The sequence below is a fragment of the Nostoc sp. genome, assembly GCF_036916655.1.
Lineage (GTDB): Bacteria > Cyanobacteriota > Cyanobacteriia > Cyanobacteriales > Nostocaceae > Nostoc.
The window spans coordinates 1-24,549 of the sequence record NZ_JBALFY010000026.1; the positions used below are offsets into that span (position 1 = coordinate 1).

Sequence of the window (24,549 nt, forward strand, 5' to 3'; positions counted from 1 at the left end):
GTTAGGAGTTAGGAGTTAGGAGTTAGGAGTTAGGAGTTAGGAGTTAGGAGTTAGGAGTTAGGAGTTAGGAGTTAGGAGTTAGGAGTTAGGAGTTAGGAGTTATTTTCTCCCAATGCCCAATGCCCCATGCCCAGTCCCCAGTCCCCAGTCCCCAATCCCCTCATACCCCAGGAGCCTCACTAGTAGAAAGTTGAGATAATTGGGCGAGGGATAGGTCTTCAACCTCCGGTAACTTTTCTAAAGAGAGGGGAGTGGATTGGGTGGCACCAGATAAACGTTTTAAAAGGCTAGGTCTGGGGTCGTATAACAGATAAATAATGCGATCGCCAATTTCCCAATCTTGGTTAGCTGGCATTACCTGTAAACGTTCTTCTCGTTCTATCAATAGCGGTATCAACACCCCAGTCCGAATCTTTTCTTGGATGCGATCGGATTGAGTAGAAAATTCCGACTCATTCAGCGTAGTTGTCCCCAATTTAACTCGCCCATCATTCAGATATTCATTCCAAGTTTTAATTGCTAAATCTGAGATAAAAGCTTGATTAACTTTATTACTAACCGAAGTACTCGCCTGCGGATCGCGGGGGAAAACAGCTAAGACACGCGGCGGATTAAACTCCTCTGCGGCTCGTTGAGCCAAAACAAAGTTCACCTCACCATTACTCGTCATCGCCAAAAAAGTACCCATAGAGGCAAGTCCAGCCTCTTCCAAAACAGCAGCATCTAGGGCACTGCTGGCAATCACCCGGAGATTTTGCGCCTCAGCTTGTACAAGACATTCGGGGTCAGTATCAATCATGACCACGTTTTCTCCCCGTTCTTGAAAAAACCGGGCAATCAAAAGACTCAAGGGATTACAACCCACAATTACTGCCCCAATTGCGTCTTTAGAAGTGATTTGCAGCCATTTAGCAACCCAACCAGCTGTTAGCCCTTGGCAGACAACAGTCATAATAATTGTGAGGAATACCAGAGCTTTGATGGAATCACCGCCGTTAATGCCGCGCTGTGTCAGCGAAATCGCAAAAAAAGAAGCTACGGAGGCGGCAACAATTCCTCTTGGCGCAACCCAGCTTAAAAATAATTTCTGTCGCCAGTTTAGATCGCTGTTCCAAGTACACAAGAGAATATTAATCGGGCGAACGACAAACATTAGTACCAAAACAGTAAATAAACTACCCCAACCCAAAGCAAACACACTCGCAATGGATAGGTCAGCAGCTAATAAGATAAATAGCACCGAGACGCTGAGAATTGTTAGCTGACCCTTAAAACTTCGTAAAAGACGTTCTTCTGGGACTGAGGAGTTCGCAAATACTGCTCCTGCAACTACTGTTGTCATTACTCCCGATTCACTGCGGATCATTTGCGATAAGGTAAACAAGCTCCAAAGTATCGCCAACACCACTAAATTTTTTAGTTCAAATGACAGAAAACTGGCGCGTTTGAAAATCAAACTCATCAGATAACCGCCAGCACCACCAATTGCTGCACCAACACCCAAACGCATCAGTAAACCAACGATCGCGTTAATGGGGTCAGCATCGCCGTTCAAAATCGTATCGAGGACAACGAAGGCGAGGATAGCCCCTACAGGGTCAATTAAAATCCCTTCCCCTTCCAAAAGTGTTGCTACTTGCCGATCGACATTGATTTGTTTAAGCAAAGGGCCAACGACGGTTGGGCCTGTCACCACAACTATGGAAGCGTAGAGAAAAGCTATGTTCCAGGGAAATTCCCCCAGCCAGTGGGCTGCCATACTCCCACCAAGTAATGTGATTAGCGTTCCTTGAGTGACAAGCAATTGCAGGCTGACTGAAACTCTGCCTAATTCTCGTAGATCCAAGTTAAGTCCGCCTTCAAACAAAATTATTGCCGTTGCGAGGGCGACAATAACTTCTAGCCCAGTGCCTAGCGAATGGGGATGCAATAACCCTATGCCATCAGAGCCAAACAAAATGCCCAACAGCAATAACAAGACGATGCTGGGTACACGAAGGTATGCGGCTAGCACTTGGGCGCTAATGCCTGCAAAGACAGCGATCGCCATCTGTATAGTAATTTCAAAAGATGCTTCCATGTTGTAGATTTTGAGCGATTTATTTCAAAATCTTTTGTAGAAAACCGTAGATATTAACTCTACAGGGTACAACATCATACCCTTTGTTCCTTGCTGTCTTTAGCGTTTTTTCGATTTGTATATCCTCCTAAATCGCCAGCATCGTTAAGTGACAAACTCTGCGGCTGACCGCAGCAGCATCTACGAACTTCTTTTTGTGTCTCCATATCCTTGTATCCTCTTTCAAGCTTTCGCCTCCACCCAGTTTAGCTGCCACAAACTTTTTTTGGCAAAACCTGTTGACAACTGCGAGGAAATTGGTTAACTTATAAAAGGTCTGAGTCAGATGCCCCCATCGTCTAGAGGCCTAGGACACCTCCCTTTCACGGAGGTAACGGGGATTCGAATTCCCCTGGGGGTACTTAAAAAAGAATAAAAAGCAAAAGCTTTTTGTTTGAAGTTAAACGATAAAAACCATCATCCAGTAATACTCCTGAATGATGGTTTAAGTGTTATGCATGGGGTTCTTTGCTGGCTAGTTCTTCTACACGTTGGTGAATAGCTAGGAGATTTAACCGCAAATCTTTACTCAGGCGATTTTCAATAATTCCCACTGGCATAGTGAGTTTAGGCCAAACTTGAATTGTGTAGGACAGATTTGTTCCTAGATACTCACCGAAGGAATAAGGCTCTAAGCACCAGCTACCAGAAAAGCCTTTAAAATCTCCCTCTACCATACGGAAATTAATTGCTTTGGGGAAGCATTCTTCCAAATCCAGAACTACCCGCGCAGAAAAATTGAAATTCAGTAAGCGCTGGGAGCCTACTTGCTCCAGTCGAATTCCACCATTGGGATGCTCGATTAGGCAACTCTTGGCGAGGTTGGGGAGGAAGTCTGGTAAGGCTTCATAATTTGTCAGAACCTTCCAGATTTGCTCCACTGGATGGGGAATTTGGACTTTAGCACTAATTTGCCGCTGTCGCTCTGCTATTTTCTCAATTTGAATTTCTACCTGAGCAAGCAAATCCCCTTCTAGGTCGGTGTCATCACTAGGAGACTGCAAATCAGGGTTCTCTGTTGTGTTCTGTTTTTTAGTCACTTTCAGAATTATGGTTTGCTTTCGTCAGAAAATTGGGGCAGAGTCAGGGTGAAGCAAATTTCGCTTTGTTCAGAATCCGAGATGGGGAGACTTTCAACTGCGATCGCTCCATTCAAATGCTGCACTAAAGACTTGACTAGAGCAAGTCCCAAGCCTGTCCCTGGAGTCCAACGCCCTTTTCCGCGACGGAACTTGTCAAAAATATAGGTCGCTTCTTCTTCAGAGATCGCGCGTCCTATATTCGTCACCTTTATGATAACTTGATCGATTTGTTGATCGACTCGGTGAGCCGCTTCCAGGCGTACTATTGTATCCTGCTCTGAGTATTTACAGGCATTCGTTAATAATTCTTGCAGGATTCGGTCAAAACTCTCCAGTTCTGTTTGCAGTTTTAGCGAATCCTTTGGTAAATCTACAGAAATCCTTAATCCTTTTTCGCTAAGTTTTTTCTCAAAAGATGCTGCTATATCCTGGATTCTAGTATTTAAATCTATAGATTGTAATAGCGGGGCTTCATGAGGCGACTCTAGTTTCTGGAGTGTCAACAAGTCATTAATCAAGTTGATTTCCTTGGAACATTCTTGCTCAAGAATATCCAGATATCTAGCTTGACGCTCTGGTGCTATCCCTGGCAAACGCAAATTTTTTATTGACATCAGCATATTTGTCAAGGGGTAGCGTAGGCGATCGCTCATGTTACTCAAAAATTCATCTTTGAGTTCATTAAGTTTACGTAGCTGATCGACATATTGCCGTGTTTTTTCATGCAATTTTGCCTGAAGTTCTATACTGCTCTGGAGTTTCGCCGTCCGATCGTCTACCAAAGTTTGCACTTGGCGCAATGTCTGTGACTGAATTATGGCGTTACTCATTTGAGCGCAAACCATTTCCACAAGATTTAATTCTGCTGGTTGCCAATTGCGAATCACAGATTGCTGTAGCACCAAGAATCCTAAGATTTTACCTTGGCTCTCTAATGGCACTAAAAGTACCGCAGGCAATTCCTCTATTGCAAATAATGAAGCCGCTGTCAAGGTTTCGTTTTGGTCTGTATAGTCATCGAAAATTACTGGTTTTCCAGAATCCATGAAGGCACGCTGGCATAAACCACACTCTGAAATCAAGAAAGATTGAGCTAAGGTGTCTGGTTTAGTAGTGCGGGAATTTTGTGCTTCCCTAGCCCATTCACCAATTACAGTAGCTCTTGCTTTGGGAATTTGTTTTTTAGCTTGAGTCCTAAATAGTGGATCTGTATACTTCAGTGATATGAGCAAACCCCGATCTGCCTGTAGAGATTCGGCAGTAGAGGCAATAACTAACTGGAGCATTTGATTAAGCTCCAAGTTGCTGCGGCTTAATACGGTCAGTTGCTTGATCAAGCTTTGATGCTGCTTGCTCTTTTGCACGTACTGCTCTTGATGAGCAATTAGTTGAGCTTGTGCCACTCTAGAAAAAGCGATCGCACAAGCTGACTCCACATCTTTGAGCAATTGTTTTTCTGATTCACTCCATTCATAAGGTTGGAATTTAATCAGATTAATCACTCCGTTATTCTTGCCACCAAACCGAGTGGGGATTGCCAAAACTGCTTTTATCGGTAGTGGCAAAGATTGACACCCAATTACCAAACTGTTCTGAATGATGGAAATGTCTTCAATAGTCAATGGTTGGGCAGCACATTGCAACACTGGCGAGTGCATAAGTAACTGTTCCATCGAAAACATTTCTTCTGGGTGTGGCAACCCTAGATACTCATCAGCACACCAATTAGTAGTAGTTGCTTCGTCGGATATTTCATCCGCCACTGAAACCAAGCAGCAGCAATCTACTTGAAAAGCAACTCCTAGTAATTGGGCAATATCTTGCAGCATCAATGCCGTAGCGGAGCTATTGGCAATGATTTGGTTAATTTTTTGTCCCAACTGGCGGGCACGTTCTTCCTGATGCTGCATCACCTTGACTTGGTAAGGTTGTAGTCGATCTATGTCATCTACGTAATGTGGCGGCGATGATAAAGGCTTCTTCATTCTTGGCACGCCCTTGGATAATAACTCCATTGTTCTTGCACCCAACCTGTTGGCATATTCTTCACCGTTAGTTGTGTTGCTACACCTTGATAGTTGACAAATTTTGTGTGAATACTTTCTCTCACCTGTTATAGCCCTTTTCTATCTCAGATGGCCAAATTTCCCCTGTATCAAGCAAATTGCTACATTGGTACATAAGTAATAGAATACTTAAGATATCCTATAAATGCTTCTGTTAGCTTATTTTTAACTGCTCTATCTGAAAATAATTTACTAACCTTATCCTGTCCGTAAGTATACATAAACCGTAATTTCTCTGGAATTCCAGCAAAATTACCCTTTACATCACGTAAAATTACGTACCTAGCTTTATGAAATTTTATGACATTTTTTTTAAAACCTAGTAGGTTTAACAAGCTACTAGTTGATATCCGTAACTCTCAGTAAAATATTGAGTGATGAGTAATGAGTGATGAGTTATGAGTAATGAGTAATGAGTGATGAGTAATGAGTAATGAGTAATGAGTAATGAGTAATGAGTAATGAGTGATGAGTGATGAGTTATGAGTGAGTAGTTACTATTGTCTCCCCAGTACCTAATCTCCAGTCCCCAGTACCTAAGCCCCAATTATTCTTTCATTCAAGGCTTTTGAAACTTTTTTCATCGGGACTGCCTTCCTTGATAGCTAAATTTTGAATGCAGCCCAGTTATTAGTAAAAATAACTGGGCTGCATTCGTTTGAATATAAAAAACTATCCAGCCAAGCTTTCGACACTCAGAGGAACCATATCGCCGTTCCTCGTCAGTCCTAACAACATCGGTTGTTGGGGTTGAATTAGTTGACCTGTTAGTACACAGCGTTCTTCTTGCTGGGCTGTGGCAGCTATGCTAGCTCGAATGTCGGATCGCGAAAATCTAGGCTTCCACTCACCTGATTTTTGCTGGACATAATTCCAAAGGATATCTCGGATTAGAGCTTGATATCCCTGATTTCCAGCGATTTCTTTGAGCTTATCTTTGAGTTCCCGTTCTAGGCGGATGCTGGTAACTTCCATATCGGTGGTTGGGGTGCGAGCGATCGTATGCATCAGTTTTTCTCCTTAAAGGTATAGACAGGATAGTAATACAAGTGTAGTATGTTTAAAGGAATGTTCAATAGGTGAAATTTTCTGTGAAATCCATTTACCCCACCTCTACTTTAATTTTGTGCGCTACCAATTGCCGAACCAATTGGGAATCAGCCGCTATGGAAGTGGAGTATTTATTTATGGGCGATGGTAGCCGGAATCATGGGCAAATCACAGAAGGTAATGATGATTATAAATATCTCAGCATTATTGCACTAATTGCAAAGCCACAACTAGATGAACAAAGCGGGGGGTACAGAAAAAGGAATCCTGTACCGATATAAGACCAGAAAATTTTCCGGTCAATTCTAACCCCCGCTTCACCGAAAACTTGAAGCGGGGGTTTTTTTATAAGGAGTTAAGCTGTGACGATATCTTCCATGCGCGGCGCGAACGCAATGCAAGTGTTGGAGCAATCTGTGGTGGTGTTTTCCCAAAATTACTTGCCACTATGTCGGGTCAATATTAAGCGGGCGATCGTGCTGTTAGTAACCAACAAGGCGCAACCGCTAGGTTTTACCACAGAAGGCGGCTGGCAAGTTCACTCACCCAATTTGGTAATTGATGTGCCAAAACATATTCGCTTGACAATCACTTCCAATGAGCGGATGTGGAAAGTTCCGCCAGTGAATCGGCGGGAAGTGTTGCGACGAGATCATCACAGTTGCCAATATTGCGGCAGCGGCAAACATCTAACGCTAGATCATGTGATGCCGCGTTCTAAAGGCGGTTCTCACACTTGGGATAACGTAGTCACAGCTTGTGAAAGATGTAACTCCCGTAAAGGCGATCGCACCCTGTTTGAAGCTGGTATGCAGCTGCGTACCAAACCAAAAGCGCCAATTCACCCCGCGATTTCTTTTGCTGAACAGTTTTGGATAGATATGCAAGGAAGCCTGGAATAACAGGAGAGCATAAGGAATGCTGAAATTAACTTACACCGAAAGCAGTTTTGATTTGGAATGTGTCACTCTGTCGCTAGAAGAATGGGTAGCGCAGCGAGTGATTTTAGCCCTGCGAGTTGGGCAAAGTTTTTGCATTGAACCCACTACCGCTTCCTTTTTGCTTCCTGTTGATTTGCCAGGAGTAGAAGTACTCAGGGCTGAGGTAAAAAGAGATGACAGAGAAATCATTGCCCTCTGTGCTTGCGATACCGAATATCTGGAAGTCACCCTGCGCGGTTCTTGGCTATCAGATAGTTCTAAGGATTCTGTAGGTGTGTTTTTCACCGCTATGAGCGATCGCGCTGAGTTCTTTTTACATAAACTTTGGCAGGAAGCTCAATCTTGTGCTTCTGTCCTGAGCGAATAAACGAAATAGTCGGGTGACTCAATTTTGGATTTTGGATTTTGGATTTTAGATTTGTTCTCACGTTGAAATTCGGGGGTAACTCTGAGAGATGCTGCGAGAACAAATATTTTTGGATTTTGGATTACTCAATCCAAAATCCAAAATTTAAAATCTAAAATCAGGTGAGTCATTCCTTCATTTGCATCAGTTCGGGAATTGTCACAAATCGATAGCCTTGTTGTTTTAGTCCACTGATGATTTGTGGCAAAGCTTCTACAGTTCTGCGGCGATCGCCACCACCATCATGCATTAAAACAATAAAACCAGGTTTCGCGCCTTTCAGGACATTATTTACAAATGCCTGCGGTTTGGCGTGAGGATCGGTATCAGCGGAAGTTAGCGACCACATAATTACAGCGTCTTTCTGGCTTTTGGCATAAGCGGCTAGTCCGTTATTTAAAAAGCCTCCAGGAGGACGGAACAGAGCCGTTTTGACTCCTGTAGTTTTGTATATCAAATCGGCTGTGCGATCGATTTCACTTTTGGCTGTGGCTTCATCCATTCGCTTATACCAGTGATGCCAAGTATGGTTGCCGATGGCGTGTCCCTCGGCTACTTCACGCTTGGCTAGGTCGGGATTTGCTTGTAAAGCTTGTCCTACCCAAAAGAATGTTGCTTTAACATCATTTTGCTTCAGGATATCCAGCATTTCTAGGGTTGTCTTTGGCCAAGGCCCATCATCAATGCTGAGAGCAATAACCTTTTCGTTGTTGCTGGGTTGCACCTTATAAACTGTTTTTCCCTGAAATTTCGCTGGGACTGTAAAAGTAGGGTTTTCTACTTTGGCTGATGGCGGTAGCTGGGCATTAATTTGGCCCTTTGCTGGATCTTGAAGTGCAGTATGGATTTTGCTTGCTGGCTGGTTCAACCCGGATTGCGGGGAAGTGCCTGGAGCAATACTACAAGCTGTAATACTAGAGGCGATCGCGACAATACTAATTATCTGTTGTCGCTTGAGGTAGTTGTCTGTCACGTCAGGCTTTTAAAGACTCACCCAATCATAAGCTGTAGTTTGACTTTTCAGAGGGTTTAGCAAGTTCAAATCTAAGTGCACAAGCTTTTCTAGACAATTTCAAAAAAACTTTCTAAAACCCCTTGACACCTCTTGTAGTATTTTGTAGTATATTTGTAGTGGAGCAAAAGACAAGCTTCCCAAGAGTCAAAGTTACGTTCTACATACAACTAAAGGAAAAGCGTTGAAACAAACCATAATCCTTAGTCAGCAAAGCTGCCTTTACTTGCAAACCATTGGCAGTAGAGGCAATAAACGAAAAAAATTCTAATTTTGCACTCATCAAAAACCACTGAATACATCCGTAATACACAACAGGCTTGCTACCTAGAGTTTCGGTTGTTTTCTTCACAGTTTCTAACAGTTAAAAGTAAATTTTCTGAACCTTGAAAACTAAATAAGAAATGGGCAAGTTCACCAACAAAATTTGTGCCTAAAAATCTCAAAGTTTAGGCACAGATTCCAAAAAATCGGGGTGTAGCTCAATTGGCTAGAGCGTTCCGTTGTCTGCGGAAATGTTGCGGGTTCAAGTCCCGTCACCCTGGTTGTAGTCCTGTAGGCGAATAGTTTAAGCCGTCAGCCTACGGCAGTCGCTACAACGGAGGGAACCTCCGCAACGCGCTGCCTCCTCAAGCTGAAGATTGCGAGTGCAAATCTCGTCGGGACTCCCAAATGGTCAGGTAGCCAAGTTGGTAAGGCGTTGGTCTGCAAAACCGATTAGCGCGGGTTCAAATCCCGCTCTGACCTCTGTCGCAGCGTAGTTTAACCAGCAAAGCCCCAGGTTCATACCCTGGTATATGCGGGTGCAAATCCCGCCGCTGCCACCAAATGCAGGGATGGTGTAACGGTAACACCTCGTGACTCCAAATCCGATGTTCTAGGTTCAAATCCTAGCCCCTGCGTCAGACAATTTTGGATTTTAGATTGCCAATTTTAGATTAAAAAATTTAATCCCAAATTTAAAATCTAAAATTCAGTCAATTATGCCCTCGTGGACAAATGGTTAAGTCAGTGTTCTTTCAAAGCACAGATGCGAGTTCAATTCTCGTCGAGGGAATGATTATGGGTCGGTGGCCGAGTCTGGCTGAAGGCGACAGTCTGTAAAACTGTTCTTTTTTGCGCGCAGGTTCAAATCCTGCTCGACCCACTATGGAGAGGTGGCTGAGTGGCTAAAAGCGTCCTCCTGCTAAGAGGAAACGGGTAGCTAATACCCGTCGCAGGTTCAAATCCTGTTCTCTCCGTTTTGAGAGTGTGGTGTAACTGGATAACATCTCAGTCTACGAAACTGAAGACGTGAGGGTTCAAATCCCTCCACTCTCGCTCGTTACATAATCTCTTCTCCTATCCTCCGGTAGCTCAGTTGGTAGTTAGCGCCTGTTTGAAAAACAGGAGGTCGTCGGTTCGATTCCGACCTGGGGGGCTTCGTTGCCTCATAGCTCAATGGTAGAGCAAGCGGCTGTTAACCGCGCGGTTGTAGGTTCGAGTCCTACTGAGGCAGCCATTCATTGCCGGGTGGACGAATTGGTAAGTCGCATCGCTCTGAACGATGAGGTTGCAGGTTCAAACCCTGCCCTGGCAATAAAGCCCTGTGGTGTAATTGGCAACATCGCGCCCTTTGAAGGCGAAGATTCCAGGTTCGAGTCCTGGCGGGGCTGCCAAACTCTACTCTTGTAGCCCAACTGGAAGAGGCTGCCGTCTCAAAAACGGTAAGTTGTGGGTTCGATTCCCACCAAGAGTACCAAAATTTGCTCCTGTAGCCCAATTGGAAGAGGTGGCAGACTTAAAATCTGTTTCGTTGTGGGTTCGACTCCCACCAGGAGTACCAACGGGATGTAATTCAGCGGCGAGAAGCCATGCTTTGGGAGCATGGAGTCGCAGGTTCGAGTCCTGCCATCCCGATATGCCCCTGTGACGGAACTGGCATACGTGCTGGAATCAGAGTCCAGATTTTGCAGGTTCAAATCCTGTCAGGGGTACTAAGCTCTCGTGGCGGAACGGAAGACGCACTAGACCGAGGATCTAGTTTTTGCAGGTTCAAATCCTGTCGGGAGTACCAAGTTTGCCCTTGTAGCCCAACGGAAGAGGCGCTTCGCTTAGAACGAAGAGGTTGCTGGTTCAAATCCAGTCAGGGGTATTGGTGAATATGCGGGGATAGAGCAACGGTGGCTCATCAGGCTCATAACCTGAATATCGGCAGGTTCAATTCCTGCCCCCGTCACCAAAACAGTGCTGGTGTAGCTCAATTGGCAGAGCAACTGATTTGTAATCAGTAGGTTGCAGGTTCAATTCCTGTTACCAGCTTGATGCGGGTGTGATGTAACGGTAGCATGAGACGTTTCCACCGTCTTCGTGCGAGTTCAAATCTCGCCGTCCGCTCTGAACTTGCGGGTGTGATGTAGTCGGTAGCATCTGAGTACGCCATACTCAGTGCGTGGGTTCAACTCCCTCCACTCGCTTGCGTAGTCCTGTAGCTCAATTGGTAGAGTGTCTTCCTTACAAGAAGAATGTTGCGGGTTCAATTCCTGCCAGGACTACCAAATCTTGGGAGTGTAGCTCAATGGAATAGAGCTTCGAGCTTCTACCTCGAAAGTTGTGGGTTCAAGTCCTACCACTCCCGCCTAAACAAGTCAAAAGTTAAAAGTCAAAAGAATGAATTTAATATTTCTCTTTCTTTTTAGTTTTTACTTTACTCTTTTTACTTATTTGATGGGGTCATAGCTCAAATGGCTAGAGCGCCTGCCTTGCAAGCAGGAGGTTATGGGTTCAATTCCCATTGATTCCACTGATGGTATCTGAAGCCAAAGTGGTCGAGGCGCTGGTTTGTGGAACCAGTCATAGCGGGTTCAAGTCCCGTCAGACACCCCTGAATGGAAGATGCCGCTGAATGGACGGCAACTGGTCTTGAAAACCAGGGTATGGGCAACTGTAGGGGTTCGATTCCTCCATCTTCCTCTTTTTCCACCTGAAGCCGAAAAGTGAGGCGCTGTGCTGATAACACAGAAATAGGAGGGGCAGTACCTCCCTGGTGGATTTATATCTAGTGTTGGTGTTACAAGGCTTGCGGTGTAATACGATCGCACTTGCTCATTTCTTTTTCAAATTAACTAGGGTGGTTGGCATACCGGCTGTGCAGCGGGCTTTTAACCCGCAGAAATAGGTTCGACCCCTATACCACCCACTAAATAATTTAAAATTTAAAATTCAAAATTAAGAAATGCAATTTTAAGTTAGCCTTTTGGCAATCGCTAATATGCAACTTGAATGCGCGTTGGGTTATGAATAGCAACTAGCGATCGCTAGTTGAGCATGTTGCAATAATATATCTTTATCCAAAGTATGTATGGGATATTGCGGTGTTACTGCCAGTAGTTTCTCAATTCTTTCTCTGGCTGCTTCTACCACTGCTTCATCTAAGCTACCGTTACTGAGCGAATCAGCAAAATCTTCAGCAATCCGATAAGTTCTTTCTAAAGATGATGAGTTGATATTGCGCGAAACAATAAACAAGTCACAGCCTGCATTAAGTGACCGCGCCACAGTACCAGATTGAATAAACATATCTGAGATAGCTTTCATATCCAAATCATCAGATACAACTACTCCTTTAAAGCCAAGTTCTTCTCTAAGTATGGTTTTGAGGATAGCCTGGGAAAGGGTTGCTGGCACATCAGCATCTATTCTGGGAAATAAAATATGGACAGTCATAACCAAAGGAATCTGTACTTCGATTAAGGCTTTGAAAGGTATAAGTTCTCGAAGTCGCAGGTCTTCTAGAGTTAAATTCAGTATTGGTAACTCAATATGAGAGTCTTTGCTGGTGTCTCCATGTCCGGGGAAGTGTTTGGCGCATCCCAAAATTCCTGAATCTCGAAGTCCAAGGTAGTAATCACGCGCACCTTGAGTAGCAGTTTCGGGAGTGTTACCAAAGGCGCGAGGCCCAATCACCGGGTTATCGGGATGGGAAAAAATATCGGCTACGGGTGCCCAAGATAAATTGATTCCTAGTGATTTTAGTTCTACCGCTGTGGCTTTTGCTACTTCGTAAGCGTGTGATCGCAGCAATAAGGCATAAGGAAAGCGGGTAATTGGCAGTGGTGTACGAATTACACGACCTCCTTCATGATCGAGAGTGATGAACATGGAATCACGCTCAGTGTATTCTCGTATCTGCCTGTTTAAATCCTTGAAGCTTTCCAGCCAAACCTGATATGGGGTGCCATCCAAAAAGTTCTTAGCAAAAAAGATCGCCCCAATCGGTTTCAATTCATTGAGTGCGCGTTTATCGTCATCGCTTAATGTCGTGCCAGAAATACCTAGAATCAGGTGATGTCCAAAACGCTTTAGCTCTTGCGATACACCCATAACTTTCACCTATAAGTTGTGCGGTAAACAACTCGGTTGTTCAACCTAGAGGACATAGATTTTTATCCTACACCTTATGGGAAGCAGAAAGTTTTCCGAGTAGTCTTTAACCAATACCCTCGATATTTACTCAAAGCAAATACACGAATTAGCAAATAAATCAACTACTTTCAGACCACATTTGAGATTAACTTATTTTCAGTCAAAGGAAATACTTTTGTTTGCCTAATTTTTCTCCATGTAAAGATAGATGAAATGCTCGCTCAAACCTATTGCCAACAATGGTATTAAGAATTTGTTCGGGTAGGTGCGCGTAGGTAAAATTCCCTTTGGTAAAAGTTTTTTGGGGAAGCGATCGCACAATAACTGCCAAATGTAACGGATTGCAACGTATAATGAGAACGATAAAACGGTTAAGAAATATTGAAGAGCAGTAGGGTTACATGCGAGTAGCGATCGCGGGAGCGGGACTAGCAGGACTTTCCTGCGCGAAATATCTTACAGACGCAGGTCACACACCCATTGTCTTGGAACGTCGAGACGTTCTAGGCGGTAAAGTGGCTGCATGGAAAGATGCTGATGGAGACTGGTACGAAACAGGTCTGCACATCTTTTTTGGCGCATATCCCAATATGTTGCGGTTATTCAAAGAACTGGATATTGAAGATCGATTGCAGTGGAAAGAACACACAATGATCTTCAACCAGCCGGATGCACCAGGTACTTACAGCCGCTTTGATTTCCCCGATTTGCCAGCACCAATTAATGGTATAGTGGCAATTCTGCGAAACAACGACATGCTGACATGGCCAGAAAAAATCCGCTTTGGCATCGGGTTATTGCCGGTCATGATTCAGGGGCAAAAGTACGTTGAAGAAATGGACAAATATTCCTGGACAGATTGGCTGCGTAAACACAACATTCCAGAACGGGTCAATAAAGAAGTTTTTATTGCCATGGCCAAGTCGCTGAACTTCATCGACCCAGATGAAATTTCGGCAACCATTCTTTTAACTGCCCTCAATCGTTTCCTCCAGGAAAAAAATGGCTCGAAAATGGCCTTTCTGGATGGTTCGCCCACAGAACGATTGTGTCAGCCCATAGTAGATTACATCACCGAACGTGGTGGAGAAGTCCGCTTGAATGCCCCTTTGAAAGAGATTTTGCTGAACGCCGATGGCGGCGTCAAAGGATATTTAATTCGGGGATTGAATGGCGAAGAGGATGAAGTTTTCACAGCGGATTTGTATGTATCTGCCATGCCGGTTGACCCTCTGAAGGTGATTTTGCCAGCACCTTGGAAAGAAATGGAGTTTTTCCAAAAGCTAGAAGGCTTGGAAGGCGTGCCTGTGATTAACGTGCATTTGTGGTTCGATCGTAAACTTACGCAAATTGATCACTTGCTATTCTCGCGATCGCCCCTCCTAAGCGTTTATGCTGATATGAGCAATACCTGCCGTGAATACGCCAACCCCGAACGCTCGATGCTGGAATTAGTTCTAGCCCCGGCAAAAGATTGGATTGCCAAATCCGATGAGGAGATTGTGGCTGCCACTATTGCCGAGTTAGAAAAACTCTTCCCCGACCACTTTGGGGGAGACAATCCAGCAACATTGCTGAAATCTCATGTGGTGAAAACGCCCCGTTCAGTTTACAAAGCGACCCCTGGTCGTCAACAGTACCGTCCCTCCCAAACAACCCCCATTAGTAACTTCTATCTCTCAGGGGATTACACCATGCAACGCTACTTAGCGAGTATGGAAGGTGCCGTACTTTCTGGTAAGCTAACAGCGCAGGCGATTTCTGAGGCCCTCCCGGTAGCAAATTCCTCAAACCTGCAAACGCTCACCCGACCGCCCGCAACGAATGCTGCAACTGCCTGATTCCCCGCCGCGCATGAAAACGCTGGTCTCTGTAGACGAGTCATACAAACTTTGTCGGCATCTCACAGCAAAGTATGCCAAGACTTTTTACCTGGGTACTTTGCTGATGAGTCCGGTAAAACGTCAATCTATTTGGTCAATTTACGCTTGGTGTCGCCGTACAGATGAATTGGTGGATGGTCCCGCATCTGCTATTACCACGCCAGAAACCCTAGACCTATGGGAACAGCAGCTGGAATCGATTTTTGCGGGGCGTCCATTAGAAAATTACGATGTAGCTTTAGTTGATACCCTCCAGCGCTTTCCGATGGACATCCAACCCTTTCGGGATATGATTGCTGGTCAGCGCATGGACTTATATCGCAGTCGTTATGAAACCTTTGAGGATTTATACCTCTACTGTTACCGCGTTGCTGGTACTGTTGGTTTGATGTCAACATCCGTTATGGGTGTAGATAACACCATATATGCAGCACCGTGGCGGCAAAATAAACAACCTTATGTTCCCATAGAAGAAGCGATCGCTCTCGGAATTGCCAATCAACTAACCAACATCCTGCGGGATGTGGGAGAAGATGCCAAACGGGGGCGGATTTACATTCCCCTTGAGGACTTGGCAAAATTCAACTATACCGAGCAAGACTTCTTCAAAGGTGTGGTAGATGATCGTTGGCGAGCATTAATGCGCTTTCAAATTGACCGCGCCCGCCAATTTTACACCACATCCGACCAGGGAATTACTTATTTAGCATCCGATGCCCGTTGGCCTGTGTGGGCAGCATCAATGCTGTACGGTCAAATTTTAGAGGCGATTGAACGCAACGATTACGATGTATTCAGTCAGCGGGCTTTCGTTCCCCAGTGGAAAAAGTTACGCACCTTGCCCATAGCTTGGATGCGATCGCAAGTTCTTTGAATTAGTCATTAGTCATTAGTCCCTAGTCCCTAGTCCTTAGTATTTTGTGAATAACCCAAATGACGAATGACAAATGACTATTGACTCTTAAAAGCAAGTCTGGTAACATTGATATTCGTGAGTCAGGAGAGGTGGCTGAGTGGTCGAAAGCGGCAGATTGCTAATCTGTTGTACGGCAGGCAACTCCGTACCGAGGGTTCGAATCCCTCCCTCTCCGTTTTTCAGTATTTGATACACGGAGTATATTCTGTGTACAAAAATAAATATTAATGTCTGGGTAAATACTTCTACTCCCAAAGATGGATGATATGATTTATCCTTTGGAACCTTGACTAAGATCCAGCTAAGTTATAAATCTAGGTGGAATCTTATTTTTAGGCTCCTAAATATTTGAGGAGTAAAAGAGATTTATGAAAAAAATTAGCGCCGCCTTAGCCTTAAGTCTAGCTACCCTAGCAACTGGGTTCCTAGTTGGGGCTTGTGGTGATAATAGTACCCCCAACAGCACAGCTACCAACGGCAGCACCGCTACCCCAGCGGCAAACTCAACGACTACAAGCAGTGCTAAAGGGCTAAAAATTGGTTCCTTGCTACCCACAACAGGCGATTTGGCTTCTGTGGGACAGCAAATGCTAGGTTCTGTACCTTTACTAGTCGATACAGTCAACGCTTGCGGTGGGGTGAATGGCGAACCTGTTACCTTGGTGCAAGTAGATGACCAAACTGACCCCAAAGCTGGAGCTGCCGGCATGACCAAACTGGCAACTTTAGATAAAGTGGCAGGTGTAGTTGGTTCCTTCGCCAGTAGCGTTTCAAGTGCAGCAGTCTCCATTGCTACACCGAATAAAGTCATGTTGGTTTCCCCTGGTAGTACCAGTCCTGTATTTACCGAAAAAGCCCAAAAAGGTGACTATAAAGGCTTTTGGGCGCGTACTGCTCCCCCTGATACCTACCAAGCATTAGCTTTAGCCCAACTTGCCAGAAAAAAAGGTTTCAAGCGAGTTTCTACAGTCGTGATTAATAACGACTATGGCGTTGGTTTTGAAAAAGCATTCGTGCAAACTTTTGAAAAATTGGGTGGAACTATAGTTAATAAAGATAAGCCTGTTCGCTACGATCCAAAAGCTCAAACATTTGATACAGAAGCGGCGGCTGCTTTTGCAGGTAAGCCAGATGCAGTTCTGGCTGTACTCTACGCCGAAACTGGTAGTCTGTTTCTAAAGGCCGCCTATCAGCAAGGTGTGGCGAAGGGAGTGCAAATTTTGCTGACAGATGGGGTAAAATCACCTACTTTTCCCGAACAAGTAGGCAAAGGCAGTGATGGTAAATATATTTTAACTGGAGCGATCGGTACAGTACCCGGTTCCGATGGTAAAGCACTAGAAGCTTTCAACAAGCTGTGGAAGGATAAAAAAGGTGGTGCGCCAGGGGAATACGCACCTCAAGCTTGGGATGCAGCAGCTTTATTAACATTGGCGGCGCAAGCTGCTAAGGAAAATACAGGTGTTGGCATATCCAGCAAAATCCGGGAAGTTGCTGATGGGCCTGGCACAGAAGTTACTGATGTCTGCGAGGGACTGAAGTTACTTAAAGATGGTAAAAAGATTAACTACCAAGGAGCCAGTGGCAACGTAGATATTGATGCTAACGGCGATGTCGTCGGTGTATACGATGTTTGGACGGTAGGAGATGATGGCACAATCAAGGTGATTGATAAAGTTACCCCCAAATAGAAAGTTAGGAGTTACGAGTTATGAATTCAGTCTTAATAACTTGTAACTCCTAACTTTTAACTTTTAAAGCCCATTGAAGTTGTAACCAATTCCTAACAACAAGCCCACATCAGTTTTATCGAAAAATCCTGCATTTATAGCAGCGGTTGCTGTAAATTGAGGAGTTAGAGGCACATCAATGCCACCAGATACCAAAAAGGCGAATTTAGAGTTATCACCTGTTTTGTAAGCTGCACCCACTCCGACGTAAGGTGCGATCGCTAATGGTTCGCTAAAAGCATCTGCTGATTTGAAGGTAAAATCATAGGTGATCGGAAGCAAAATTGTGGTGTTGTCCCCGAATACGGCTGAGGGGCGCACCGATATAGAATTTGTCAGTCCGATTTTGCTCACTACGGCAAAATTACCGTCGCCCAAAGACGTGTCACCATCACCACTCAAACCGATATTAGCAGCGACGCCAACATAGCTGCTGCCACCACGGGTAGTTCTACCTAAATCAATATCCGATTGTGCCACTTTGGTAGCAGATGGTTGAGCAGTTGTTTGAGAAGTCGGTTGTACAACTTCAGAGGTGAGCATCGCAGATGAGGTTGACACTGTACCTGGAACGGGTATAGCTATTGTGCTGGTGTTTTGTTCCATCGCAGTGGCAGTGTTAGGCAACTGCTGTACCTTAGCTAAATTTGTCGCTGTAAATATTTCAGTTGTTTCTGTAGAGAGATTTTGGCTTTCAGTGTCTAGTTCTGGACTAAACTCATGGGGAGACGCTACGGTTGCAGAAGGCTCGGTTAATGGCTGAATGCTCACCTTGTCTACAGTCTGGGCACTTGCAGATAAGCCGCTACTCAGGAATGTAAGAGCAGCTACACTTGGCAACAAAAAAACACCTTTACGAAGAAAAATAGTATTCACGTTCACTCCTAAAACAATGTTGCCACGAAAAATAAAGATTTTTGTTGATTCTAAGTCAACAGATTCGGGCAATACTCAAAATTTAACATCAAAAAATTGGTTTTTCCATCCTGACTTTACTTGATTTCTCTAGTTAATATTTACTCGCAAAAAATTAAATACTATACTAATCTGAATCGTTTGTGACAAACAAGATGGCTGACTTCTTAAAGAAGTCAGCCATCTGTGAGTTGCGATTTTCACAATCAAATACAATTGCTAGATATTCTGAAATATCCTCAATTTGATAGATGACATTAAGCAAAGAGATTATCTGTTTAGGAGGTTCTGAAAATTGCGACCCCTGCCACGAAGAGAAAAAGTTTTCTTCCAGAATATCTGCCTTTCTGTCAAAGGTGGCTTGATTGTAAAGTGATATTACGAAGCTTGCAAAAATATTTAGAAATTGCCGACAAGGCAAACATAGTTCTAACGTAGAACCTATTAGGAGAAGACTTGAGGCAAATGTAATGAGCGAAAATAATATTCAAAAGTATCGGTTTGTCTGTACCTTGACTTTCGGTGATATCTACGGTCAAATAATTGTTTGGTTAATTACAATTACTCTCAGTTTGGCATCAGCTTTGGCATTGATGGGGGCCAAGCGACCTGTGTATGCTTTAGCAACGGCGGGTCTCGTCGTTCTGCTATCGCTACCTTTCTTGGTGTTTGCCTTTGTCACTACCTTGTTAAATCATATTGAAGTCGCTCCTGTAGGGCCGGGAACCAAATTGGAACCCATACCAGGTAACGTGTCTCAGCAACAACCTGTACAAGCAACCAGCTAAGGAGTTAGGAGTTAGAAGTTAGGAGTTAGGAGTTAGGAGTCACTCTATCTGTCCCAAAACTCTTCATTTTTAAGTTTTCACTCCTAATTTAAAATTTTTTATAACATCCCTGTCTATAAGCCAATACAGTTCAGTTAAGCATTGGTCTCTTCTCTCAGTGCCCTCTGTCGTTCGTTAATGACTTTGACAAAGGGTTTTAGTCTTAACCCAAGCGTATTGATCTATAGGCAGGGAATTTTTTTGTAGAGATGCCACTGTTGTAACCCACTGCCTGATTCATCACGTCTCTACAATAGAACAGCAGTGGTTTGCAGTCGGGGGCTAAATATGCTGGAACATGATGTGATTATTGTCGGGGGTGGATTAGCAGGATGTCGCGCTGCTGTGGAAATTGCCCGCACTGACCCTAGTTTAAATATTGCTGTGGTTGCGAAAACCCACCCAATTCGCTCTCACTCGGTTGCGGCTCAAGGTGGTATGGCTGCGTCGCTGAAAAATGTTGATACAGAGGATAGTTGGGAAGCACATGCTTTTGATACTGTCAAGGGTTCTGATTACTTGGCAGACCAAGATGCTGTAGCAATTCTCACCCAAGAAGCGCCAAGTGTGGTAATTGACTTGGAACATCTTGGCGTTTTATTCTCTCGCTTACCCGATGGACGCATTGCCCAACGGGCTTTTGGGGGACATTCTCACAACCGCACTTGTTACGCTGCTGACAAAACTGGTCACGCGATTTTGCACGAATTGGTTAACAATTTGCGGCGTTATGGGGTGCAAGTTTATGAAGAGTGGTACGTGATGCGTCTCATTTTGGAAGAAAATGAGGCAAAGGGTGTGGTCATGTTTCATCTTTTGGATGGACATATTGAGGTGGTGCGGGCTAAGGCGGTGATGTTTGCCACAGGGGGCTATGGTCGCGTTTATAACACTACCTCTAATGATTACGCGTCTTCGGGTGATGGTTTAGCAATGACTGCGATCGCCGGTTTGCCCCTAGAAGATATGGAATTTGTGCAGTTTCATCCCACTGGTTTATATCCGGTAGGGGTGCTGATTTCAGAAGCGGTACGCGGAGAAGGGGCGTATCTGATTAATAGTGAAGGCGATCGCTTTATGGCGAATTATGCCCCCAGTCGCATGGAACTAGCTCCTCGTGATATTACCTCACGAGCGATCGCTTACGAAATTCGCGCCGGACGTGGTATCCATCTTGATGGTAGTGCTGGTGGCCCCTTTGTCTATCTGGATCTACGCCATCTGGGCAAAGAAAAGATTATGAGTCGCGTTCCCTTCTGTTGGGAAGAAGCCCATCGTCTAGTAGGCGTTGACGCAGTAACTCAACCGATGCCAGTCCGCCCGACAATTCACTATTGTATGGGTGGTATCCCAGTTAATACTGATGGGCAAGTTCGTAGTAGTGGCGATGGTTTAGTTGATGCTTTCTTTGCTGCGGGTGAAACATCTTGTGTTTCCGTGCATGGTGCAAATCGTTTGGGGAGTAATTCACTTCTAGAGTGTGTAGTTTATGGTAAAAGGACTGGGGCTGCGATCGCCAAATTTGTCCAAAAACGTAAGTTACCTTCTGTAGATGAGCAACGGTATGTAACAGAAGCCCAGCAACAAATTCAAGCTTTGCTAGAACAACCAGGAAAGTACCGCATTAACCAAGTCCGTGAAGCTTTTCAGGATTGTATGACTGAGTACTGTGGTGTTTTCCGCACTGAGGCATTAATGACTGAAGGTTTGCAGAAATTAGAAGAAATACAACAAAAATACCCGCAAATTTATTTAGATGACAAAGGTAGTTGCTGGAATACAGAACTCGTAGAAGCCTTAGAATTGCGAAGTTTGATGGTAGTAGGACAAACTATTTTGGCATCAGCCCTAAATCGGCAAGAAAGTCGTGGCGCTCATTTCCGCGAAGACTATTCCGAGCGAGATGATAGCAATTTTCTCAAACACACAATGGCTTACTATTCACCAGCCGGAATTGAAATTCAATATAGACCGGTGGCGATTACTATGTTTGAGCCAAAAGAGCGGAAGTATTAGTTTAAAGTAAATTTATGTGAGAAATCGAGGGGACTACAAAAATTTTGTCCACCTCGATTAATAACAGTAAGTGCGAAGATATTTTTTCTATGCAGTAAAATTCTGACTATAAAAACAAGATTTTTATTTAAAGTATGAACAAATCACAAACATGGTATATTGTCAAGCGCTCTGGTGGAAACTGTGAAATTATCTCCAGTGACCAAGTTGCAGACGATAACCCAGAAATTATAGAACAATGGGGGCCTTTTAGTTCGCAAGAAGAAGCGATCGCTCGGCGTGTCGGACTTATTAGGGCTGGAAAATGCCAACCAGTTTAAGTTAGGAGTTAGAAGTTAACAATGATGGTTTTTATTCCTAACTCCTTACTATTCACTCCTAACTTTATTTTTCTGCTGTGGGTGTGCCCTTATCAGCAATTTTTTTACCTATAACTTCCACTGCTTTAGCGAATTGAGGGTCTGCTAAGGTAGCGAGTTTGTCGCGTCCGTGCAGCCACAAATCTTCCATCTGCTTTTTGGTCAAATCCACCTTCACATCTGGCTCAATGCCTTTATGATTGATGTCTGTACCATTAGGGGTATAGTAATGAGCAATTGTTACCGCCAATCCTGAACCATCTTCCAGAGGACGTACTGATTGCACCAATCCCTTACCAAAAGTTTGAGTACCTACCAAAGTCGCGCGCTTATTATCTTTCAAAGCCCCTGAGAGGATTTCACTGGCACTAGCTGAACCTTTATCTACCAGTACTACCAAAGGTTTATTTGTTAAGGCTCGTCCGTTTGCCTCTTCTTTTTCTGCCTCTCCTTGGCGTTCAACCGTGGAGACAATCTTACCTTTATCTATCCACATCCGGGCAATATCTACACTTGAGAAGAGTAAGCCACCTGGATTACCACGCAAATCCAGAATATATCCAGCTACCTTTTTGGTTTCTAAATTTTTGATAGCGCTTTGCATTTCTTTACCAGCATTGGCACTGAACTGGTTCAAGCGGATGTAACCAAGATTCCCCGCTGGGGTTTGCTTTTGGGAAAACTTAACTGGATGGATTTCGATCCGCGCCCGTTTAATGTCAAATTGTTTTGTCTGCCCATCGCGCTGAATAATCAGGCTGACTTGCGATCCTGCCTCACCCCTAATCAAGGATACTGCCTGATTAGTATCCATCCCCTTAGTATCTTTACCGTCAATTTTGAGGATGATATCTTTTGCCAAAACACCAGCTTTAAAGGCTGGTGTATCTTCGATTGGCGCAATTACAACCAATTGCTTGGTTTTTTCATCCTGACTAATGGTGATCCCAATCCCTGTCAATTCTCCAGAGGTATCCACCTGCATATTCTTGAATTCCGACGGGTCCATAAATCGGGTGTACGGGTCTTCTAGCTTTTTCAGCATTTCCCGAATGGACTTATACGCATCCTGCGGATTACTGTAAGACTTGCTCAAGTATTCCTTACGAACAGCCTGCCAATCAACTTGATTAAAAGTACCGTCTACATATTGGCGTTGAACAATTTGCCAAACTTCATCTACTAATTCTTTAGGGCTTGCTTTAAATAAAGCCTGACCTCGCGAATGAATGCCAAGGCTAGTAACAGCGATCGTGGAGAGTGTCACTGCCGTAGCACCCAAAACAAGTCTACTTTTTGTAATCACCATAATGACAGCTGCATCAGAGGGAAAATTTATAGTCAGTATGCTCAATCTAACACAGGCTACCACTGTACAGACGGAGTATGTATTCCTAATTTACACAAAATACTTGACAATCTGGCAAACTGGGGATTGGAGACTAGAGATTGGGGACTAGGGATTGGGGATTGGGTATTACTTATTCTTCCCCTGCCCCTCTGCCCCTTGCTCCCCTGCCCCCTTTAAGGTTCTACCCAGCGTTCATCTGCCTTAATGAGGTTAATTAATTCCTCTACACCTTTATCTTCTGGGACTTTTTTAATTTCTTCTCGACCACGATACAAAGAAATGTAACCGGGTGTTTTGCCGACATAACCATAGTCGGCATCGGCCATTTCTCCCGGGCCATTGACAATGCAACCCATAACTGCAATGTCTAACCCAGTTAGGTGTTTAGTGGCTTCCCGAACTTTGTGCAGCACTTCTTCTAGATTAAACAAAGTGCGTCCACAGGAAGGACAAGCGACGTATTCCACCATCGTTTTTCGCAATCCCAAAGCTTGGAGAATGCTGTAGCAGACGGGGATTTCTTTTTCTGGTGCTTCTGTAAGTGAGACGCGGATTGTATCGCCAATGCCATCAGCAAGTAAGGTAGCAATACCTGCTGTGGATTTAATTCGCCCGTATTCGCCATCACCGGCTTCTGTAACGCCTAAATGTAATGGATAATCCATACCCAGTTCATCCATGCGCTTGGCGATGAGGCGATAGGCGGCCACCATCACCGGGACTCGTGAGGCTTTCATGGAAACTACCAGGTTGTGGAAATCCAAAGATTCACAGATGCGGATGAATTCTATAGCAGACTCCACCATTCCTTCGGGGGTGTCACCGTAGGTAAATAGCATTCTCTCAGCAAGGGAACCGTGATTTACCCCAATTCGCATCGATTTACCTTGATCGCGCAAAGAAACTACTAGAGGTTCTAAGGTTTCGCGGATTTTATCGCCAATTTCGTCAAATTCGCTTTTAGTATATTCAGTTCGATTGATGTTTGGCTTTTCAAACACATACAAACCCGGATTAATCCGTACTTTCTCTATGTGCTTGGCAACTTCCACAGCAATTTTTAGTCCGTTGTGATGGACATCAGCCACAATTGGCACGTCTTGGTAAGTTTTAATTAATTTTTGTTTAATTTCTGCTAAAGCTTTCGCATGAGCCATACTTGGCACTGTGACACGGACAATTTCGCAGCCAATTTCGTGCAGACGACGAATACCAGCTACGGAACCATCAATATCAAGAGTGTCTTCGTTAATCATTGACTGGACTACAACGGGGTAGCCGCCGCCAATGGTGACATTTCCCACCTTTACAGGACGGGTTTTACGCCGCTTGATAGTTGTATCAAAGGTGGCTTGAGTTGATGTGATGCTTGAAGTGTTTACTGTGGGCAGAGTTTGCATAACCTGATTAGGTAAATTTGCTGTAGCTCAAATATCAGATTTAATAAATCTCTGTTTCCCAGATTGCCACAG

General features: G+C 44.3%; 21 protein-coding genes and 31 tRNA genes. 40 read left to right on the forward strand and 12 right to left on the reverse strand.

The genetic code is table 11. The features are described 5' to 3' along the window. Nucleotides 1–160: 160 nt before the first annotated feature. Entirely contained in the window at nt 161–2,080 is a 1,920-nt protein-coding gene (locus V7L31_RS08095) for a cation:proton antiporter (protein ID WP_334695766.1), read from the reverse strand. 74 nt (nt 2,081–2,154) lie between these two features. Next, nucleotides 2,155–2,286 carry a hypothetical protein gene (locus V7L31_RS08100; RefSeq protein WP_334695767.1) on the reverse strand — a complete coding sequence of 44 codons (132 nt, stop codon included), beginning with the start codon at nt 2,284–2,286 and terminating at the stop codon, nt 2,155–2,157. A 121-nt stretch (nt 2,287–2,407) separates the two neighbouring features. On the opposite strand from V7L31_RS08100, the gene V7L31_RS08105 reads away from it, so the two are divergent. Continuing rightward, a tRNA-Glu gene (locus tag V7L31_RS08105) sits at nt 2,408–2,480 on the forward strand. A 91-nt stretch (nt 2,481–2,571) separates the two neighbouring features. On the opposite strand, the gene V7L31_RS08110 is transcribed toward V7L31_RS08105, so the two are convergent. The 4 genes from V7L31_RS08110 to V7L31_RS08125 form a co-directional block, all read right to left on the reverse strand. After that, a complete protein-coding gene (locus V7L31_RS08110) occupies nt 2,572–3,159 on the reverse strand; it encodes an SRPBCC family protein (protein ID WP_334695768.1) in 588 nt (195 codons plus the stop codon). Nucleotides 3,160–3,167: 8 nt separating this feature from the next. Then, nucleotides 3,168–5,186 carry a sensor histidine kinase gene (locus V7L31_RS08115; RefSeq protein WP_334695769.1) on the reverse strand — a complete coding sequence of 673 codons (2,019 nt, stop codon included), beginning with the start codon at nt 5,184–5,186 and terminating at the stop codon, nt 3,168–3,170. Next, the gene (locus V7L31_RS08120) at nt 5,183–5,311 is read right to left on the reverse strand and encodes a hypothetical protein (RefSeq protein ID WP_334695770.1); all 129 of its coding nucleotides are present in this window, start codon (nt 5,309–5,311) and stop codon (nt 5,183–5,185) included. The genes V7L31_RS08115 and V7L31_RS08120 overlap by 4 nt, the downstream gene beginning before the upstream one ends. Nucleotides 5,312–5,939: 628 nt before the next feature. Then, nucleotides 5,940–6,275 carry a hypothetical protein gene (locus V7L31_RS08125; protein ID WP_096535028.1) on the reverse strand — a complete coding sequence of 112 codons (336 nt, stop codon included), beginning with the start codon at nt 6,273–6,275 and terminating at the stop codon, nt 5,940–5,942. Nucleotides 6,276–6,358: 83 nt separating this feature from the next. Between V7L31_RS08125 and V7L31_RS08130 the strand changes: the two genes are divergently transcribed. From V7L31_RS08130 to V7L31_RS08140, 3 genes are all read left to right on the forward strand, one after another. Beyond that, a complete protein-coding gene (locus tag V7L31_RS08130; protein WP_442944382.1) occupies nt 6,359–6,598 on the forward strand; it encodes a hypothetical protein in 240 nt (79 codons plus the stop codon). Nucleotides 6,599–6,712: 114 nt separating this feature from the next. Beyond that, nucleotides 6,713–7,219 (forward strand): HNH endonuclease, encoded by a 507-nt coding sequence (locus V7L31_RS08135; RefSeq protein ID WP_334695834.1) that lies wholly within the window; start codon nt 6,713–6,715, stop codon nt 7,217–7,219. 16 nt (nt 7,220–7,235) lie between these two features. After that, a complete protein-coding gene (locus tag V7L31_RS08140; protein ID WP_179065916.1) occupies nt 7,236–7,625 on the forward strand; it encodes an alr0857 family protein in 390 nt (129 codons plus the stop codon). A gap of 166 nt (nt 7,626–7,791) precedes the next feature. Here the strand turns inward: V7L31_RS08140 and V7L31_RS08145 are convergent, their stop codons facing one another. Then, nucleotides 7,792–8,637 (reverse strand): polysaccharide deacetylase family protein, encoded by an 846-nt coding sequence (locus tag V7L31_RS08145; RefSeq protein WP_334695772.1) that lies wholly within the window; start codon nt 8,635–8,637, stop codon nt 7,792–7,794. 199 nt (nt 8,638–8,836) lie between these two features. Continuing rightward, nucleotides 8,837–9,028 carry a hypothetical protein gene (locus tag V7L31_RS08150; RefSeq protein ID WP_334695773.1) on the reverse strand — a complete coding sequence of 64 codons (192 nt, stop codon included), beginning with the start codon at nt 9,026–9,028 and terminating at the stop codon, nt 8,837–8,839. 119 nt (nt 9,029–9,147) lie between these two features. Between V7L31_RS08150 and V7L31_RS08155 the strand changes: the two genes are divergently transcribed. From V7L31_RS08155 to V7L31_RS08295, 29 genes are all read left to right on the forward strand, one after another. Next, nucleotides 9,148–9,221 (forward strand) — tRNA-Asp (locus tag V7L31_RS08155). 4 nt (nt 9,222–9,225) lie between these two features. Beyond that, nucleotides 9,226–9,347: transfer RNA gene (locus V7L31_RS08160), tRNA-OTHER, on the forward strand. 3 nt (nt 9,348–9,350) lie between these two features. After that, nucleotides 9,351–9,423, forward strand: a tRNA-Cys gene (locus V7L31_RS08165). A gap of 4 nt (nt 9,424–9,427) precedes the next feature. Continuing rightward, nucleotides 9,428–9,503 (forward strand) — tRNA-Met (locus tag V7L31_RS08170). 3 nt (nt 9,504–9,506) lie between these two features. Next, a tRNA-Trp gene (locus tag V7L31_RS08175) sits at nt 9,507–9,578 on the forward strand. An 84-nt stretch (nt 9,579–9,662) separates the two neighbouring features. Next, nucleotides 9,663–9,733: transfer RNA gene (locus tag V7L31_RS08180), tRNA-Glu, on the forward strand. A 7-nt stretch (nt 9,734–9,740) separates the two neighbouring features. Next, nucleotides 9,741–9,823: transfer RNA gene (locus V7L31_RS08185), tRNA-Tyr, on the forward strand. Nucleotides 9,824–9,827: 4 nt separating this feature from the next. Continuing rightward, nucleotides 9,828–9,917, forward strand: a tRNA-Ser gene (locus tag V7L31_RS08190). Between the two features lie 4 nt (nt 9,918–9,921). Beyond that, nucleotides 9,922–9,996: transfer RNA gene (locus V7L31_RS08195), tRNA-Arg, on the forward strand. A 25-nt stretch (nt 9,997–10,021) separates the two neighbouring features. Next, nucleotides 10,022–10,096 (forward strand) — tRNA-Phe (locus V7L31_RS08200). 6 nt (nt 10,097–10,102) lie between these two features. Continuing rightward, a tRNA-Asn gene (locus tag V7L31_RS08205) sits at nt 10,103–10,177 on the forward strand. 5 nt (nt 10,178–10,182) lie between these two features. Beyond that, nucleotides 10,183–10,255 (forward strand) — tRNA-Gln (locus tag V7L31_RS08210). 3 nt (nt 10,256–10,258) lie between these two features. Beyond that, a tRNA-Gln gene (locus tag V7L31_RS08215) sits at nt 10,259–10,334 on the forward strand. A gap of 6 nt (nt 10,335–10,340) precedes the next feature. After that, nucleotides 10,341–10,417, forward strand: a tRNA-Leu gene (locus V7L31_RS08220). A gap of 6 nt (nt 10,418–10,423) precedes the next feature. Next, nucleotides 10,424–10,501 (forward strand) — tRNA-Leu (locus V7L31_RS08225). Between the two features lies 1 nt (nt 10,502). After that, a tRNA-Pro gene (locus V7L31_RS08230) sits at nt 10,503–10,575 on the forward strand. A gap of 3 nt (nt 10,576–10,578) precedes the next feature. After that, nucleotides 10,579–10,652 (forward strand) — tRNA-Leu (locus V7L31_RS08235). Nucleotides 10,653–10,656: 4 nt separating this feature from the next. After that, nucleotides 10,657–10,732, forward strand: a tRNA-Leu gene (locus V7L31_RS08240). A 5-nt stretch (nt 10,733–10,737) separates the two neighbouring features. Further along, nucleotides 10,738–10,810: transfer RNA gene (locus V7L31_RS08245), tRNA-Leu, on the forward strand. 10 nt (nt 10,811–10,820) lie between these two features. Further along, nucleotides 10,821–10,897, forward strand: a tRNA-Met gene (locus V7L31_RS08250). Between the two features lie 7 nt (nt 10,898–10,904). Then, nucleotides 10,905–10,977: transfer RNA gene (locus V7L31_RS08255), tRNA-Thr, on the forward strand. A gap of 4 nt (nt 10,978–10,981) precedes the next feature. Beyond that, nucleotides 10,982–11,052, forward strand: a tRNA-Gly gene (locus V7L31_RS08260). 8 nt (nt 11,053–11,060) lie between these two features. Beyond that, nucleotides 11,061–11,132, forward strand: a tRNA-Gly gene (locus tag V7L31_RS08265). 5 nt (nt 11,133–11,137) lie between these two features. Next, a tRNA-Val gene (locus tag V7L31_RS08270) sits at nt 11,138–11,213 on the forward strand. 6 nt (nt 11,214–11,219) lie between these two features. Next, nucleotides 11,220–11,293 (forward strand) — tRNA-Arg (locus V7L31_RS08275). 91 nt (nt 11,294–11,384) lie between these two features. Further along, nucleotides 11,385–11,458 (forward strand) — tRNA-Ala (locus tag V7L31_RS08280). 5 nt (nt 11,459–11,463) lie between these two features. Then, nucleotides 11,464–11,539: transfer RNA gene (locus V7L31_RS08285), tRNA-His, on the forward strand. Nucleotides 11,540–11,545: 6 nt separating this feature from the next. After that, nucleotides 11,546–11,628, forward strand: a tRNA-OTHER gene (locus tag V7L31_RS08290). 155 nt (nt 11,629–11,783) lie between these two features. Beyond that, a tRNA-Lys gene (locus tag V7L31_RS08295) sits at nt 11,784–11,854 on the forward strand. Nucleotides 11,855–11,949: 95 nt separating this feature from the next. Here the strand turns inward: V7L31_RS08295 and V7L31_RS08300 are convergent. Further along, on the reverse strand, nt 11,950–13,038 hold the full coding sequence (locus V7L31_RS08300) for a glycoside hydrolase family 3 protein (RefSeq protein WP_334695774.1): 1,089 nt from the start codon (nt 13,036–13,038) through the stop codon (nt 11,950–11,952). A gap of 443 nt (nt 13,039–13,481) precedes the next feature. Between V7L31_RS08300 and pds the strand changes: the two genes are divergently transcribed. The 4 genes from pds (at nt 13,482) to V7L31_RS08320 (ending at nt 17,570) form a co-directional block, all read left to right on the forward strand. Further along, nucleotides 13,482–14,921, forward strand: coding sequence for a 15-cis-phytoene desaturase (pds, locus tag V7L31_RS08305; protein WP_334695775.1), 1,440 nt, complete (start codon nt 13,482–13,484; stop codon nt 14,919–14,921). Then, nucleotides 14,905–15,837, forward strand: coding sequence for a 15-cis-phytoene synthase CrtB (crtB, locus tag V7L31_RS08310; protein ID WP_179065921.1), 933 nt, complete (start codon nt 14,905–14,907; stop codon nt 15,835–15,837). The genes pds and crtB overlap by 17 nt, the downstream gene beginning before the upstream one ends. 125 nt (nt 15,838–15,962) lie before the next feature. Beyond that, a tRNA-Ser gene (locus V7L31_RS08315) sits at nt 15,963–16,054 on the forward strand. Between the two features lie 193 nt (nt 16,055–16,247). Further along, the gene (locus tag V7L31_RS08320; RefSeq protein ID WP_334695776.1) at nt 16,248–17,570 is read left to right on the forward strand and encodes an ABC transporter substrate-binding protein; all 1,323 of its coding nucleotides are present in this window, start codon (nt 16,248–16,250) and stop codon (nt 17,568–17,570) included. A 63-nt stretch (nt 17,571–17,633) separates the two neighbouring features. On the opposite strand, the gene V7L31_RS08325 is transcribed toward V7L31_RS08320, so the two are convergent. Beyond that, nucleotides 17,634–18,485: a hypothetical protein gene (locus V7L31_RS08325; RefSeq protein ID WP_334695777.1), complete on the reverse strand. Its 852-nt coding sequence runs from the start codon at nt 18,483–18,485 to the stop codon at nt 17,634–17,636. A gap of 509 nt (nt 18,486–18,994) precedes the next feature. Here V7L31_RS08325 and V7L31_RS08330 point away from each other — a divergent pair. From V7L31_RS08330 to V7L31_RS08340, 3 genes are all read left to right on the forward strand, one after another. Beyond that, the gene (locus V7L31_RS08330) at nt 18,995–19,312 is read left to right on the forward strand and encodes a hypothetical protein (protein ID WP_292851316.1); all 318 of its coding nucleotides are present in this window, start codon (nt 18,995–18,997) and stop codon (nt 19,310–19,312) included. 327 nt (nt 19,313–19,639) lie between these two features. After that, nucleotides 19,640–21,367 carry a succinate dehydrogenase/fumarate reductase flavoprotein subunit gene (locus V7L31_RS08335; RefSeq protein WP_334695778.1) on the forward strand — a complete coding sequence of 576 codons (1,728 nt, stop codon included), beginning with the start codon at nt 19,640–19,642 and terminating at the stop codon, nt 21,365–21,367. Nucleotides 21,368–21,501: 134 nt separating this feature from the next. Then, nucleotides 21,502–21,687 carry a DDE transposase family protein gene (locus tag V7L31_RS08340; RefSeq protein WP_334695779.1) on the forward strand — a complete coding sequence of 62 codons (186 nt, stop codon included), beginning with the start codon at nt 21,502–21,504 and terminating at the stop codon, nt 21,685–21,687. Nucleotides 21,688–21,751: 64 nt separating this feature from the next. Here V7L31_RS08340 and ctpC read toward each other — a convergent pair whose 3' ends face one another. Together ctpC and ispG are read right to left on the reverse strand one after the other, a co-directional pair. After that, a complete protein-coding gene (gene ctpC, locus V7L31_RS08345) occupies nt 21,752–23,035 on the reverse strand; it encodes a carboxyl-terminal processing protease CtpC (RefSeq protein WP_334695780.1) in 1,284 nt (427 codons plus the stop codon). Nucleotides 23,036–23,250: 215 nt separating this feature from the next. Then, nucleotides 23,251–24,477 (reverse strand): (E)-4-hydroxy-3-methylbut-2-enyl-diphosphate synthase, encoded by a 1,227-nt coding sequence (gene ispG / locus V7L31_RS08350; RefSeq protein ID WP_334695781.1) that lies wholly within the window; start codon nt 24,475–24,477, stop codon nt 23,251–23,253. Nucleotides 24,478–24,549: the final 72 nt, after the last annotated feature.

Bases quoted from the DNA above. Each gene is read 5' to 3' on its own strand.
- V7L31_RS08095 (WP_334695766.1), bottom strand. From the start codon at position 2,080: ATGGAAGCATCTTTTGAAATTACTATACAGATGGCGATCGCTGTCTTT.
- V7L31_RS08100 (WP_334695767.1), bottom strand. From the start codon at position 2,286: ATGGAGACACAAAAAGAAGTTCGTAGATGCTGCTGCGGTCAGCCGCAG.
- V7L31_RS08115 (WP_334695769.1), bottom strand. From the start codon at position 5,186: ATGAAGAAGCCTTTATCATCGCCGCCACATTACGTAGATGACATAGAT.
- V7L31_RS08125 (WP_096535028.1), bottom strand. From the start codon at position 6,275: ATGCATACGATCGCTCGCACCCCAACCACCGATATGGAAGTTACCAGC.
- V7L31_RS08135 (WP_334695834.1), top strand. From the start codon at position 6,713: ATGCAAGTGTTGGAGCAATCTGTGGTGGTGTTTTCCCAAAATTACTTG.
- V7L31_RS08140 (WP_179065916.1), top strand. From the start codon at position 7,236: ATGCTGAAATTAACTTACACCGAAAGCAGTTTTGATTTGGAATGTGTC.
- V7L31_RS08300 (WP_334695774.1), bottom strand. From the start codon at position 13,038: ATGGGTGTATCGCAAGAGCTAAAGCGTTTTGGACATCACCTGATTCTA.
- pds (WP_334695775.1), top strand. From the start codon at position 13,482: ATGCGAGTAGCGATCGCGGGAGCGGGACTAGCAGGACTTTCCTGCGCG.
- crtB (WP_179065921.1), top strand. From the start codon at position 14,905: ATGCTGCAACTGCCTGATTCCCCGCCGCGCATGAAAACGCTGGTCTCT.
- V7L31_RS08320 (WP_334695776.1), top strand. From the start codon at position 16,248: ATGAAAAAAATTAGCGCCGCCTTAGCCTTAAGTCTAGCTACCCTAGCA.
- V7L31_RS08330 (WP_292851316.1), top strand. From the start codon at position 18,995: ATGAGCGAAAATAATATTCAAAAGTATCGGTTTGTCTGTACCTTGACT.
- V7L31_RS08335 (WP_334695778.1), top strand. From the start codon at position 19,640: ATGCTGGAACATGATGTGATTATTGTCGGGGGTGGATTAGCAGGATGT.
- V7L31_RS08340 (WP_334695779.1), top strand. From the start codon at position 21,502: ATGAACAAATCACAAACATGGTATATTGTCAAGCGCTCTGGTGGAAAC.
- ctpC (WP_334695780.1), bottom strand. From the start codon at position 23,035: ATGGTGATTACAAAAAGTAGACTTGTTTTGGGTGCTACGGCAGTGACA.
- ispG (WP_334695781.1), bottom strand. From the start codon at position 24,477: ATGCAAACTCTGCCCACAGTAAACACTTCAAGCATCACATCAACTCAA.